We start from the raw sequence: 14,646 nt of genomic DNA, 5'->3' as shown, positions 1-14,646 counted from the left end.
CAGAAATCCTTGCGTGTTTTAAACCTTGCCCCCATTCTGTTTGATGAGTTGTTCATGATAAATGCAATCCAACATAAAGACCGCTTTTTTAAACTATTAGGAAAATTGGTTTTTACGAGTAGTCTTGTGATGATGGTTACCATGCAGAATTTAGCCGCGGCGACGGTTGTGCCTGCCGGCAATCGCAATGAGGTTCAACCTCCAATCCCAGGTGCATCAGCACGCCGGACCCGCGAGCTTGCAACGACCTATGATGCAAAATTCAACAAGGTTTTTAGCTTCATTAAAAATGATGCGCGCTTGCGTAAGCGCATTGAAGCAACAGCAAAAGCTTATGGTATTTCGCCGGTTCATATTGCTGGTGCGATCATTGGGGAACACACCTATAATGTTGATGTATATGATCGCATTCAAACCTATTATGTCAAAGGCATGTCTTGGGCTAAGCAAGGGGTGAGTTTTTCCTATCAGGGGGAGAAAATCGGTGCGTTTATAGCAAGACCACAATTTGAAACATGTAAACAATTTACTGATAGCTATCGCCTATGGTCTTGCCGTGAAAAAGTTTGGAACGAAAAATTTAGCGGCAAAACTGTTGATGGCAAGTCTTTTCCAAAAAATCGTTTTAGTGCGGTATTTTTTCAACCCTTCTACGCGGGGCAGACTTTTGGGCTAGGGCAGGTGAATCCGCTTACCGCTTTAAAAGTTTCTGATCGCGTTCATCAAATATCAGGTCTTCCAAAGCTTGAAGCTGAAAATGGTGATGGAGTGTATCGTGCTATTATGGATCCCGATTTGACCTTGCCTTATATTGCAGCAACAATTCGTCAGTCGATAGACTCTTATCGCCAAATTGCTGATATGGATATTTCTAAAAATCCCGGCCTCACATCAACTCTTTATAATACGGGCGGGGCGGATGAGCGTGCGCGTGCTTTAGCAAGCTTGAATAAGCAGCTTAAATCAGAGAATAAGCCAATTAAATATCCTGAAGAAAATTATTATGGTTGGTTTGTAAATACTAAGGCAAAAGAACTTGAATCTTTATTTTAATCTTTGTTAATTTGAAGTTCTTCGGCCAAGGCCTGTCGTATTAAGTGGCGTTGCTTATCTAACCAATCAAACCCACCTGCTTGTCCTTTCGGCAATGGGAAATAAGAAACAATAGTTTTCAACGCTTCTGGATAGTTTAAATTGCCAACAAAATAATCGGTATAGGAAAAGCGCTTATCATCCAATGGTTTATAAGTGTCAATCCAAGTTAAAAAAATATAGCTCCATAGCTTTTGCTGATGGAGGGTATTATACTCATCATAATGAGATAATATTACATGCGAAACAACATGGTTATCATCTTCAAGGATAAGGGCGTAAAGTTCAGCAGATGAATTTTCAGTGAGACTTTCAGTTACATATTTTTTTGCTTGGTCCACCGTTAAAAAATGGTTTTTTATTCCAAAGGCTAAATCGGCCAATGATAAATTTGGCAAAATATTAGAAAGTTCATGATGAAGTATTTGTTGATACATTTTAATTGACCAATAATAACATTTACTATGGTTTTTCACTAAAAGGTAGTTTTAACTCGATTGCTAGCTTTTTTAATATTATTTGCCGCTGCTCATCCCGGTAATTAGCGACGGCACTTAGATCATCAAAAAATTGATAATATTCCTCAAGCGGTAATAAAAATTCTGGCCTTTCTAATGCGATAAAAATATCGTCTAGCAATTTAAACCTGCTTGGATGATAATCTGCATAAAACTTAAGCCAGCTTAGGAAAATATAGCCCCAGAGCTTCTTTTGATAATATTCGTTTACATGATTTAAATGGCTATTGATTTTGTTGATAAATGTAAAGCTATCAGCTTCAATAGCAAGGTCAAAAAGCTGCTGCTCAGATTGACTGTCAAGGCTTGAAACAATAAACTTTTGTGCTTCATCGCTATTGAGTAATTGGCTTGATATCCCAAAAGCTAAATCTGGTAACTTTGCAAAAGGATAAATTTTTATCAGCTCATCAGCTTTAATTTGCCAATCCATTAGGATTTCGCTGCTTTCTTGTCACAAGGCTTTAATAAGTGTTTTATCTTCTTATAGTGGTTGCTTTCTTTATTATAAAAGCTATCCATTAAGGCTTCAGGCATAATAATATCACGATCCTTGCAAAAATGGTCAATTGCCGTTCTCATAGCATTAAAAAATGGATCTTGGCTACTTAAAGCACCATGGGTAAAATTAATCACTGAATTAGCCTTTAGGGCAGATTCAAATTGATTGATGTAATAGTTAAAAATGGCATCCCATGTGATAATGTTGTTTTTATCATTGCTTAAATGACGTAAATTAAAAGCCGCTACGCAGAACATTGAGTAATATTGGTGTTCAATAATAAAATCAATATAGTCACGATTTATGCTAGTAAGATAAAATAAACCAGTCGAAAAACATTCAGATGTTGTGACATGTTGAAATTTATTAAAGTATTGTAAAAATATTTCAGATTCATGTTTATCACTTAGCACTAACCCTTCGAAAAATTTTACGCTTTCATCGTCTAATTGATAAATACTATTTTTCTGTTTGATAAAATGTTGTAGTTGGCTTTTGGTCATTTGGCCGGCTCGAATTAAATGTTTTTGGGTCTTGTTTAGTGAAATGGATTTAATCTTAGCCATTTTAGCACGATTTTTGTTTTATCGCCAAAGCTGTTGATAAATCTTCATTTATGCCCTTTTAAGGTGTAAGTGGAACATTTTTATATGGGCTTTGAATTTGGTGGGGTAATTTTGGCTAATTTGCAAAAATCTTGGATACGATTAGTATGAAACCTATCTTGCAAATTCATCTGTAGTATGATCAATGCGAAAATATCTATAACCAAAGACGATCATGCCATTGTATTTATGCAACCTCGCAAAAGCATTGCTAAGGCAATAACTGCGTTACTTCCGTCAAAATGCCTAGCAACATGTCTATTGAGGCGTTTGGTACACTGTCAATGCAAACTTGTTTATGGCGTTCTAAGACATCAAGATAAGTGTTTTAACTTAAGTGTCACGACCAAATTTGCTTTTTATAGAATAATACAAATTGAACTTCATCAACTTTATCAATACCAAGCTCAGCGGCTTTGCAAGCTAAATAGATGCGTCCCCAAAATAATTAATGATTTTGATTGAGAACATTAATTATAACCCAAGGCTTTGATTATTGAATTTAAAAATTCATGAGGAGTAATCGTTTATTTGTGATTAAGAGCCAAAGCCTTAGGTTGAAATAGGGTGATCTTGAAGTTAAGGCTTATTGATTTTAATGCCTTTAACAGTTAAATTTATAAAAACCCATAAATGTGGTCAGTTTATTTATTGCAGTCGTTTTTAGTAAATGAAAACTCAACGGTTTTACCTTTATAGGTGTAAGTCGCTAACAAATTTTCAACTTTTTGGTTTCTTTTAAGAATAGTACAAAATGTACCAACCAATTCAGTTTCAAAAATTTCTTCTTTCGGTCTTGCAAATGATTTATCAAAATCAAATTCTTGATCATTATCAATAATAGTATAGAAATAATGGTAAGTAGAATGGGTAATTTTGATCTTTTCTAAAATTGTATTTTCATTTAAATTTTTGGGGAGATTTCTGTTGGCAAGATATTCAATTTGTTTTATCTGATACCATGGATAAATAAAGATTGATGTAGAAGCAAATGCTAAGCCAACAGATGCAATTGCTATAGTAATATAAATCAACTTTTTCTGAGCTTTATAGAATTTTGCAATACCATAAAATATAAAATAGATTAATACAGATGTAATAACTATAATTTCAAATGGTGACAGATTGTATATTTTATCCATTTTTATACCTATAAATTTTTGGCCTATTGAACAATTTTATCAATAGGGAAACACATAATTATATTAAATAAATATATTTTTAAAAAAGAAAAGTCGAAATATATATTATACTCTATTTTCGCTAATTTTTTTACTGCAAGCTTGTCGTTTAATAAATTTTCTACAGTTATTAGAACACAAAAGAATGATTAAAGTTTAGGTCGCTTAGAAAAAAGGGAGAAATATAGTATTCTATATTTCTCCCTTTTTATAAGGTTTAAAGCATTTCAAATTGCGAACAGCAATGAGCGGTTGAAAATAAACAGGCAACTAAGCTTCTGTTTGCTCAGCCTCAGCTTTAGTGGTACGGCGCTTACGAGGCGGTTTCTCAACCGCAGCTTCGTCGTTTTTTTCGCTCGCAGCTGCAACAACCTTAGGTGCACGGGTTCTTGTTGCCCGTGGCTTGCTAACTGGTTTTTCATTGGTTTCAATCGCAGCAATCATTGGTTCAACCGCTTTAACCAAAGGTTCATTTTGCGTTACAGCAGTTACGACTTCTTGTGCATCATCGGTGCGTTGGTCATTTTGTGCAGTGGTGACACGTTCAAAGTTACGCTCATTATTGCGTGGAGTACGGGGTTGACGTGGGTTTCGACGTAAGCCATTGGTTTTGCGTCCATTATAAGAACGTTCATGTGATCTACCATTGTGTTCAGTATTTTCTTGATCAAATGAAGCTTCCAGTTGGTCACTGTTCAAAACGGGCTGCGGACCTGTTCCAACAGGCTCACTTTCATTGGTCTCACTTGTATCAGTGGTCACCAATTCAAAATTATCATCATTTTGCTCATCGCGATTATTACTTTGTTGTATGTGCCCTTGGGCTGACAAAATAATGCGCATATAATGCTCTGCATGCTGCAAATAATTTTCTGCCATAACTCTATCGCCAGATGATTGAGCATCTCGTGACAAAGTCAAATATTTATCAGCGATATGTTGGGCGTTTCCGCGAATTTTAACATCTGGCCCACTACTCTCATAGTTTCTGGTTAAAGGGTTTGGGCCTCTGCGATTATTGTTATTATTGCTGTTATTGTTATTATTGCTGCGTCCACGCATACGCCTATTTTGTTGTGGCCTCATAATTTACTCTTTTTTGGTTATAGAGATCTTGTCTGTTATAGAGATCTTGTGCCAGTGCTGAAATTCACTGAAAAAACCACTCTTATATTGACACGCACAATGTCAATAATGGCGGTAAAATTTGCCTCTTAAGCGAATATTATGCTGAAGAACCAAATGATGATAGCGGATCTTGTGCTCAAAACACAAATCACTTCCCATTTCTATCATATAGTTTTGGATAATTAACCATCATTGGCGCAATTGCCAAGCACTTTTTCAAAGTTAAAAACCATTTTGTTTTTAATATTCGATATTCTCCACAAAATTTTGAATAAATCAAGCTAATTTTTAAAATTTATCTAAAAAGTCTCTTATTGGGTGAAATATAGAAAATAAAACATTTCTATTTTTCTTATAAAGATTATTTTAAAAAGGTAAATGTAAGTTGTGTATTTTTTGAGTTAAGTTGCATAAATGCAACAAGTGATATTTTCGAATCAGCAAATAAATTTTCAATTTGGTCAAGCCTCATCACGGCCTAAAACGACCAATTTCGGGCTTTTGAAAAAATAAAATCGCGAAATGCATTAAGCTTTGCTGAGCTACGTAGCGCTTCAGGATAGCAGAAAAAAGTATCAAAAGATGGAATATCAGTTAAATCTGGGAAAAGTCGTACGAGTTGATCATCCGCATTAACGATATAATCAGGCAACACGGCAATGCCGATATGACGCATGACAGCGCGTTTGACTGAAATAATATTATTAATTTGTAATGTAGGCGTGCGTGGTGTTTCACCGTTGCGGCCGGCTATTTCTAGCCAGTTTAACCCTGAAAGATATGATGGCACGGGTTCACCAAATGATATTATTCTATGACTATCAAGATCATTAAGCTCATTTGGTCTGCCGTTTTCCGCGATATAAGTTGCAGATGCGTAGACATGCATGTGTACTGTGAATAGCCGCTTTTGGATCAAGTCAGGTTGTTGTGGCTGACGCAACCGTACAGCGCAGTCGGCATGGCGCATGGTAAGGTCTAATTCTTCGTCATCGAGCAATAATTGCAACTGAATATCTGGGTAAAGGCTTAAAAATTCGGGGATGCGCTCTACAAGCCAACCAGAACCCATGCCAAAAGTCGTAGTAACGCGTAAATGGCCGCTAGGCCGCTCCTTACTTTCAATAAGTTTGGAACGCACATTTTCAAGTTTCATCAAAACATCATGGGCGGTTCGATAGAGTGTTTCACCTTGTTCGGTTAAGATGAGACCACGAGCATGGCGCTGAAAAAGGGGAACACCAACATCTTGTTCTAATGCACTCACTTGGCGCGAAATTGCAGACTGTGAAAGGCGCAATGTTTGTGCTGCATGCGTAAAAGAGCCCGCCTCTGCTGCAGCATGAAAAATACGCAATTTATCCCAATCTAATGGTGCTGCCACAATAGTTTCCTATCCCCGGTTTAAAAATTCTTATCAATTGTTAAAATTAATAAGAATTTTTTTATTAATTTTACGCGCTTTTTGTCTAGTCTAATTTTGTTCTTTTATGCCAAAGCAATGGGGCGCGTTTATGATTTAAAAGTGTTAACCCCAAATTAAAGCAATTAAGTGAATGGTTCGTGAACAAATTGGCTTTAATTTTTAAGTTAACAATTCTTTAAATCATGCATTTTGATCTAGAAAGCGTTCTGCCTCAAGGGCAGCCATGCAGCCCCGTCCAGCGGCGGTTACGGCTTGGCGATAGACATCATCAGCTACATCACCTGCAGCAAAAACACCTGGCACATTGGTGGCGGTAGAATCGGGCTTTGTCCATAAATATCCACCATCTTTTTGCTGTAACTGTCCTTCAAATAATGCAACCGCCGGCGCATGACCAATAGCGACAAATACCCCATCGGTACTAAGAGATTGCTCCTTGCCTGTTGCAACGTTACGTATGCGAACACCATTTACAGTTGCACCGAGCGATCCTTGGGATTGAGTTCCAACAATCTCCTCAACTGTATGATTCCAGATGACTTCAACATTTTCGCGGGCAATAAGGCGGTCTTGCATGATTTTTTCAGCACGAAAACTATCACGACGATGAATAATAGTCACTTTTTGGGCGATGTGGGAAAGATAGAGCGCTTCTTCAACTGCTGTATTTCCACCCCCAATAACCACAACATCCTTGCCGCGATAAAAGAAACCATCACAGGTGGCGCAGGCAGATACACCGCCGCCCATAAATTTCTGTTCACTAGGCAGGCCTAACCAACGTGCTTGCGCACCGGTTGCAATGATAACAGCGTCAGAAAAAATTACGTTACCAGAATCTGTTGTTGCTTTGAAAGGACGAGATGAAAGATCAATATTACTCACCAGATCAAATATAATTTCAGCACCAACATGTGTCGCTTGTTTAGCCATTTGTTCCATCAGCCATGGACCTTGGATAGGGTCGGCAAAGCCTGGGTAATTTTCAACATCGCTGGTAATGGTAAGTTGGCCGCCTTGTTGAAGGCCAGTAATCATTATAGGTTTTAGCATTGCGCGTGCTGCATAAATTGCTGCAGTATAGCCTGCAGGGCCTGATCCAATGATTAATACAGGCGTATGGCGCTCGGACATAGCTTCCCTTTCTCGATGTTAACTTATGATTTAGGTGTAGATTGCCTATTTGAATGTTAAACTAGGATCATGTGATTTAATTTGCAAGCGTTGCAAGTGTATTTGCAATGCTTAAACACAGTTAAGCCTATCTCAGCCGCTTGTTACGGTGAAGCCTATATGGTGAATTAAAAATACATATGAAATGCATATTAAATGAATAAGTTAGATTTTTAAACTCTAGAGCTTGCCATTTCACTTTTCAGTTTGTTTGGGTGCGGTGGACGTCGTATTATTCAATCCCAAAACATCAGCATTCACTAAAGCGTTTTTTCCTGCAATGATCCGTCCACCAAGCAGATTTTTAGCAGATGGTGCTTTTTTAATAATGCATAAAGAATTTATAAATTCAATTGAGTGAATATGAGAAAGACATTCATCGGTGAGTGTTAGTTCCAAATTTTTTAAAAAAGGTTCAAGATATTCAGCTCTAGATATTGGTAATCCCCAATGTTCAAAATTTACAATATCAACTAAAAGTTTAAAAAATTGAATTGCTGATTGAGACGCAAATAAGCCACCTTGGTAGTCTTTCCAATAACTGCAATGTAGATCTTCAATAATAAAAAGGCCACCATCTTTTAGATCGGGGAAATAATTACAAAATGTAGCAATTATGTCAGAGGATTTGTGTGAGCCATCATCAATGATAATATTAAATTCAGGGCAAGATGATGAAATACGTTCTTTTGTCGTGGGTTGATTTATATCCCCAATCAGCACATTGATCCTGCCATCATCAAATTTCAAATTTGCACATTGACGGTCTATATCGCAGCCAATAATAATATGGGCATTTTTAAAATATTTGGCCCATATTTCTAGAGAGCCACCATTTTGAACCCCCACTTCAAGCATATTGATATTTTTGTCTTGATAGGAACTGAGTTGGTTGTGATAAGTGTCTATATATATAGACCATTTGTCAGATGTTTTTTCTTCATGATCCGCATATAATTTAGATAATATATTATCAGTTTCCATTTCGGCTCTCTGTATAGCTTTAATATATTAATAGTCTATTTTATTGAAAATAGTGTTCATATCCGTTATGGTGTTTAATAAACAAACGTTTTCCATTTGATAGACTTCTATTTTTATTAATATAAAAATTCCAAATTGAATAAAGTCAATTCAAAATTACGTTGGTGGAGATGATTATCAGAAATTTTTAAGCAATCCTAGCTGATAATTGAAATAATTTTGATTTTTTTGCATCGATGAAATTAGAATTATTATAACGATATAATATTTGTTGCTAATTTAGTGTTTTTATACAAAGCATATCTTCAAGCATTGGTTTTTGATTTTTTATGTTTCTTAAAAGTGTTGGTGGGTTAAATTAATAAGTGCGTGATCAAAATTTGAAGAGTCATATTGTAATTGATCAAATCCGGTTCTATTGTTGCACCATATTTATTTGCTTAAAATGAAGCAAATGGTCGGTATTTTGTTTAACATTAGCAATTGAGGGTGTCAGAATGGCTGCAAGAAAATTATTTCTCTTACCAGGTGACGGTATTGGTATTGAAACTATGGCCGAGGTGCGTAAAATTATCACCTATATGACCAATGAGCTTGATTTGGATTTCGTTTGCGAAGAGGGGCTTGTTGGTGGTTCAGCCTATGATGCTCATGGTGTTGCAATATCTGATGATGATATGGTGCGCGCATTAAATGCTGATGCGGTTTTATTTGGCGCAGTTGGTGGTCCAAAATGGGATAATGTTCCTTACGACAAGCGTCCCGAGGCAGGTCTCTTGCGTCTTCGTAAAGATCTTGGTCTTTTTGCCAATTTGCGTCCTGCTATTTGTTATCCAGCCCTTGCTAATGCATCTTCATTAAAACCTGAATTGGTGGAAGGCCTTGATATTTTAATCGTGCGCGAATTAACTGGCGGCGTTTATTTTGGTGAGCCAAAGGAAATTATTGATCTTGGTAATGGTGAACAACGTGCGATTGATACGCAAGTTTATGATACTTATGAAATTGAGCGCATTGCAGCCGTTGCATTTGACCTTGCCCGCACACGCGGCAACCGCGTCACTTCAATGGAGAAACGCAATGTCATGAAGTCAGGCGTTTTATGGCATCAAGTGGTCAATGCAACTCATAAAGATCGTTTTAGCGATGTGGTGCTTGATCATATGTTGGCTGATGCTGGTGGCATGCAGCTTGTTCGCGCACCTAAGCAATTTGATGTGATTGTAACTGATAATCTTTTTGGTGATCTTTTATCTGATGTTGCAGCTATGCTCACCGGTTCTCTTGGTATGTTGCCGTCAGCTTCGCTTGGTGCGCCGGATGAAAATACTGGCGCGCGTAAAGCGATGTATGAGCCTGTGCATGGTTCAGCCCCTGATATTGCTGGCAAAGGTATTGCCAATCCAATTGCGATGATTGCGTCTCTTGCTATGTGTCTTCGTTATTCTTTCTCGCTTAATGCAGAAGCTGCTAAGCTTGAAAAAGCCATTTCACGCACATTGGATGATGGTCTTCGCACCAGTGATATTTATTCTGATGGTATGCGTAAAGTTTCCACCAGTGAAATGGGTGATGCAATCCTTGCTCATTTTAAGACAATTATTGCTTAAGCTTGATTTTAAAAGCCTTCGGAGAATTTTTCCGAAGGCTTTTGTTTAGCTAAACAGCATAACTGGGATAAGGCAACCCCGAATAAGTTCCGTGGTGGTAGAGCCAACAAAAAATTGCTTTATACGCGAGTGGCTATAAGCACCCATAATGAGAAGATCGATGTTATCTTTTTCAACGCGGTTTTTAATGACTGGACCTGCAGCACCATTAATAATATCGGCTTTAACATCAAAGCCGGCTGCAACCAGTTTGACCGCTGCTGCATTTAACTTATCAAAATCCTTATCGTTTTCACTTCCCGCCATAATAAGATGGCAACCAAGACCTTTAAGAAGTGGTGTTTGGCATAAATAGTCAATGGCTCGTTCAATCGCAGCACTTGCATCATAAGACACTAAAAAATTGCTGATTGGTTTAAATTGTCGCGCCGCCAATAATGTAGGGTTTTGGTTGCTACGCACAACATCTTCAACATTAGAGCCAAGTCGGAGTTTGATGAAATCTGCCCCTTCACCGCGCTTGCCAAGAATAATGTAATCGGCTTTTTTTCCTAAATCTTCCATCACGTCAAGCAGAGTACCATGGCGCAAATTCATGGTTATATTGTGAACGCCACTTTTTTCAAGTCGCTCTTTTGCTTCATCAAGAAGGACGCGGCCATGCTTATTAGCAAGCTGTGCCCGTTCTGCGTCGAGGTCGGATAGTTTAGTAAGCAAGGCGCTGCGTGCGCCAAGACCGATGGAGCCACTTAAATCAGTTAATTGTTCATGCATTTCGCTTTTATCGATAACATGAACAAGCTCCACGGTTGCGCTAAGGCGCGTAGCTATCCAACTGGACAAGTCACAAACACTGGGACCGTAGATGGAACTATCAATGAGTGAAAGAATATGGGTCATGATGTGCCCTTTTCAAAAGTTTCAATGCTACGCGCTAATAAATTAAAAGCATAAAGCATTTATACTTAATATAGAAGTAAAAATGCTTTATTCAATGTGGCGAGTTTAATGAGTGACTTACTTAGTGTCCAGCAGGTAGTTTGGCATTTTCCTTATCATGAACGGCATGTTTTTTGATGATAAGTTCGCTTGCCTTATTCATGCCGATAAGCTCAACTTCTGCCCCTTCGCGCCTAAACTTTAACACCACTTGATCAAGGGCGGTGACAGCAGAAAGATCCCAGATATGAGCGTGCGACACATCAATAGTCACCTTATTCAATGCTTCCCCAAAATCAAAAGCACGGGTAAATCCTGATACGGATACAAAAAATAACTGCCCTTCAATATGATAGGTACGGTTAAGGCCATCATCACTAAGGTTTGAAGTAACGGTCATCAAGCGGGCAATTTTCCAAGCAAAAAATAATGCTGACAAAATGACGCCGGCAATAACTCCAATGGCAAGGTTGTGGGTGTAAACAACTGCTACAACGACGACAAGCATAACCAATGAAGACGTTGCAGGATTGCGAGGAATATTTTTAACCGACGACCATGAAAATGTACCGATAGATACCATGATCATCACTGCAACAAGGGCGGTTGTTGGGATTATCGCCACCAGATCATTCAAAATTAATATGAGAAACAATAGAAATAGGCCGGCAAAGCATGATGAAAGGCGACCGCGTCCACCACTTTTAACATTGATCATTGATTGGCCAATCATGGCGCAACCTGCCATGCCGCCGAAAAAACCGGTAACCGAATTGGCAATGCCTTGGCCAATGCATTCACGGGTTTTATTACCATAAGTATCGGTTAATTCATCAACAATATTGGTGGTCATCAAGGATTCTAATAGACCAACAAGAGCTGCTGCCAAAGCATAGGGAAAAATAATAATGAGAGTTTCAAAGGTAAAGGGAACACTTGGAATGGCAAAAACGGGTAAACTTTCAGGAATATCTCCCATTTGCCCAACCGTCCTTACATCAAGATTGAGATAATAGGCGGCTGCAGTCAATACTATAATGCAAACCAATGGGGCAGGGATTGCTTTAATGAGGCGCGGAAAGAGGTAGAGAATAAGCAAGCCAACGCCAACCATGATGAAAGTTAGGGGCTTGGCATTTTGCCCCAGTAATTCTGGCAATTGCGCCATGAAAATCAAAATTGCCAAGGCATTGACAAATCCATTCATTACCGGTTGGGAAATAAATCGCATCAATGTGCTAATTTGCAGCAGCCCAAATAGCATTTGTAAAAGCCCGGCGAGAATGGTTGCGGCGAAGAGATATTGGACGCCGTGATCTTTGACGAGAACGACAAAAAGCACCGCGACAGCTGCAGTCGCGCCGGAAATCATGCCGGGGCGACCACCGAAAATTGAAGTTAAAAAACAAATTGAAAAAGCAGCATAAAGACCGACTTTTGGGTCAACCCCAGCAATGAGAGCGAAGCCAATCGCTTCAGGAATAAGGGCGAGAGCGACAACCGTGCCGGAAAGCACATCGCCGCGAATATTTCCCAGCCATTCATGACGAATGGTAGCAAAACCACGAGTTTTCAAGTTATGAATCTTTCTATTGGTTTAATTACACTGGCAAAGTGTTATGCATAATTATAAAGCAGCAAAATGCGCTTTTATAGATTATGCTTTAAACCCAAAAATGAGAGCATCTTATTGTTTTAAAATAATTTACAAATGCTCTAACATAAATGTTGCCGGGGGATAGGCGCCCGGAATAGCCACCTGAAAAAACAGGTCCAACGGAATAGAGTAAGTAATACTTATTCTATCGTATTATTCAAGGAAAAAATGAGGTAAAATTTATAGCGCTAAATAATTGTCTGCACGGTCAAATTTTGTAAGTGAGATTTTGGCCATTTGTTTAAATGTAAGTGTATGGGTTTGCGTTTGCTACGTTGCCTAGAAAAATAGCGAGCCAAACCGCATGTCATTAAACACAAAAAGCCGTGTTATCTAATAAAGAAAACACGGCTTTTAAAATAGTTTTATAAATTAAGCAGCTTCAACTTCTTCACTGTCATCAATTTGATCATCAGCTTTAGCATTGCGCTTAGGATTTTTTACCAAATTGGCCTCAATCAGACGCACTGCTTCAGTTTCAGAAACCGCATTTACCGCAGCAACTTCGCGCGCCATCCGGCTCAATGCACCTTCATAAAGCTGGCGTTCAGAATAGGATTGATCAGGCTGATTATCAGCTCTAAAGAGATCACGCACCACTTCAGCGATAGCAATAAGATCACCAGAATTGATTTTTGCATCATATTCCTGGGCGCGGCGCGACCACATAGTGCGCTTAACGCGTGCACGACCTTGCAGGACTTTCAAGGCGCGATCGACAAAATCATTTTCTGAAAGTTTGCGCATACCAATAGAAAGCGCTTTAGCAACCGGCACTTTAACGTGCATTTTGTCTTTTTCAAAATGGATGACAAAAAGCTCTAACTTGTGCCCTGCAACTTCTTGTACTTCAATGGCAACAATCTCACCCACACCATGGGCGGGATAAACAATAGATTCACCGGCGTTAAAACCATGGTGGGCTGAGGTCTTCTTCTGCTGGGATGACATAGGTTAACTTTCTCCCTTTGTGTCCGGCACGATATTGCCGAAAACACATGTTGAACCCTTAGGGCTAATCGGTATATTTTTTGTAAGTCGATATGCGTGAGGCAAGCCAGAAGTATCGGCTAAGTGATATTGTCTAATTGTTGGCAATCCAACATACTCAGAACCTTTAATGCGCTAACAAATTTACAAGCGCAAAAATTGGCTAGCATTATTGGATAAAATCCATAATTTCATTAGCCATTATAAACAACATCAAATATGATAAACACTGGTAAGGTCACGATTTTGCTCTCGACAGAATATAGCAACCATATCACTTTTTTTAATAAGAATCAACTTATTATCAAAAATTTAACAAAAGAGAGCGAATTAACCTTCTTCTTAGTGTTTTTCCACTAGAGAAACAAGGAAAAATACAAATGTGGTACATGATTCTTTATATGGAAAGAGAAAGCCGCTTTTCAAGACGGCTTTTAGCTGGCTTAATCGCCGCTACCAGCATTAGGTGAGAAAAATTTTTCAAGCTTTCCAGTTACCCCATCCATTTCTTCCGCTTCAGGAAGCTGGTCTTTTTTAATGGTCAGGTTAGGCCATTTTTCAGCATATTCCGCATTAAGCACCATCCAGTCATCAAGACCTGGTTCAGTGTCTGGCTTAATTGCCTCGGCGGGGCATTCAGGCTCACAAACACCGCAGTCAATACACTCATCTGGATTGATGACAAGCATATTTTCGCCTTCATAAAAACAATCGACAGGACAAACCTCAACACAATCAGTATATTTGCAGCGAATACAATTGTCGGTCACGACATAAGTCATTATCTTAACTCCGGATCACAAGCAGGTGTTTACCGCTTCCATCATGCATTTTTAACAGC

The 14,646-nt window shown here is 38.5% G+C and carries 14 protein-coding genes and 1 other annotated feature; of the genes, 2 read left to right on the top strand and 12 right to left on the bottom strand.

Annotation, left to right across the window (positions count from 1 at the left end):
• Positions 1-129: 129 nt before the first annotated feature.
• Positions 130-1,053: a DUF1402 family protein gene (locus tag N6A79_RS12135; protein ID WP_268547591.1), complete on the top strand. Its 924-nt coding sequence runs from the start codon at positions 130-132 to the stop codon at positions 1,051-1,053.
• Here the strand turns inward: N6A79_RS12135 and N6A79_RS12130 are convergent.
• The 8 genes from N6A79_RS12130 to N6A79_RS12095 all read right to left on the bottom strand — a co-directional run bounded on the left by N6A79_RS12130 (position 1,050) and on the right by N6A79_RS12095 (position 8,609).
• Positions 1,050-1,529: a DUF2247 family protein gene (locus N6A79_RS12130; protein ID WP_268546136.1), complete on the bottom strand. Its 480-nt coding sequence runs from the start codon at positions 1,527-1,529 to the stop codon at positions 1,050-1,052. The genes N6A79_RS12135 and N6A79_RS12130 overlap by 4 nt on opposite strands.
• A gap of 25 nt (positions 1,530-1,554) precedes the next feature.
• A complete protein-coding gene (locus tag N6A79_RS12125; RefSeq protein ID WP_268546135.1) occupies positions 1,555-2,043 on the bottom strand; it encodes a hypothetical protein in 489 nt (162 codons plus the stop codon).
• Positions 2,043-2,678 (bottom strand): hypothetical protein, encoded by a 636-nt coding sequence (locus N6A79_RS12120; protein ID WP_268546134.1) that lies wholly within the window; start codon positions 2,676-2,678, stop codon positions 2,043-2,045. Before N6A79_RS12120 ends, N6A79_RS12125 begins: the two co-directional genes overlap by 1 nt.
• Positions 2,679-3,361: 683 nt before the next feature.
• Entirely contained in the window at positions 3,362-3,859 is a 498-nt protein-coding gene (locus N6A79_RS12115; RefSeq protein ID WP_268546133.1) for a hypothetical protein, read from the bottom strand.
• Between the two features lie 309 nt (positions 3,860-4,168).
• A complete protein-coding gene (locus N6A79_RS12110; protein WP_268546132.1) occupies positions 4,169-4,984 on the bottom strand; it encodes a DUF4167 domain-containing protein in 816 nt (271 codons plus the stop codon).
• A gap of 520 nt (positions 4,985-5,504) precedes the next feature.
• The gene (locus tag N6A79_RS12105; protein WP_182417880.1) at positions 5,505-6,410 is read right to left on the bottom strand and encodes a LysR family transcriptional regulator; all 906 of its coding nucleotides are present in this window, start codon (positions 6,408-6,410) and stop codon (positions 5,505-5,507) included.
• 222 nt (positions 6,411-6,632) lie between these two features.
• The gene (gene trxB, locus N6A79_RS12100) at positions 6,633-7,586 is read right to left on the bottom strand and encodes a thioredoxin-disulfide reductase (RefSeq protein WP_268546131.1); all 954 of its coding nucleotides are present in this window, start codon (positions 7,584-7,586) and stop codon (positions 6,633-6,635) included.
• Positions 7,587-7,820: 234 nt separating this feature from the next.
• A complete protein-coding gene (locus tag N6A79_RS12095; protein ID WP_268546129.1) occupies positions 7,821-8,609 on the bottom strand; it encodes a class I SAM-dependent methyltransferase in 789 nt (262 codons plus the stop codon).
• Positions 8,610-9,106: 497 nt separating this feature from the next.
• Between N6A79_RS12095 and leuB the strand changes: the two genes are divergently transcribed.
• Entirely contained in the window at positions 9,107-10,219 is a 1,113-nt protein-coding gene (gene leuB / locus N6A79_RS12090) for a 3-isopropylmalate dehydrogenase (RefSeq protein ID WP_262078830.1), read from the top strand.
• Positions 10,220-10,264: 45 nt separating this feature from the next.
• Here the strand turns inward: leuB and N6A79_RS12085 are convergent, their stop codons facing one another.
• The 4 genes from N6A79_RS12085 to fdxA form a co-directional block, all read right to left on the bottom strand.
• A complete protein-coding gene (locus N6A79_RS12085; protein ID WP_182417876.1) occupies positions 10,265-11,119 on the bottom strand; it encodes a universal stress protein in 855 nt (284 codons plus the stop codon).
• 121 nt (positions 11,120-11,240) lie between these two features.
• On the bottom strand, positions 11,241-12,734 hold the full coding sequence (locus N6A79_RS12080; protein WP_268546128.1) for a SulP family inorganic anion transporter: 1,494 nt from the start codon (positions 12,732-12,734) through the stop codon (positions 11,241-11,243).
• A 149-nt stretch (positions 12,735-12,883) separates the two neighbouring features.
• Positions 12,884-12,936 (bottom strand) — a sequence feature (sul1 is cis-regulatory element that is thought to sense ions involved in sulfur or methionine metabolism; They are found in Alphaproteobacteria).
• A gap of 251 nt (positions 12,937-13,187) precedes the next feature.
• On the bottom strand, positions 13,188-13,766 hold the full coding sequence (locus N6A79_RS12075; protein WP_182417875.1) for a CarD family transcriptional regulator: 579 nt from the start codon (positions 13,764-13,766) through the stop codon (positions 13,188-13,190).
• A 482-nt stretch (positions 13,767-14,248) separates the two neighbouring features.
• Complete coding sequence (gene fdxA / locus N6A79_RS12070) at positions 14,249-14,587, bottom strand: ferredoxin FdxA (RefSeq protein ID WP_182417874.1); 339 nt, start codon at positions 14,585-14,587, stop codon at positions 14,249-14,251.
• Positions 14,588-14,646 lie beyond the last annotated feature (59 nt).

Origin of the sequence: Bartonella sp. HY761 (assembly GCF_026743145.1) — a bacterium.
GTDB lineage: Bacteria > Pseudomonadota > Alphaproteobacteria > Rhizobiales > Rhizobiaceae > HY038.
Note: the sequence above shows the minus strand (reverse complement) of the source record. Positions and strands in the feature narration are given on the sequence as shown.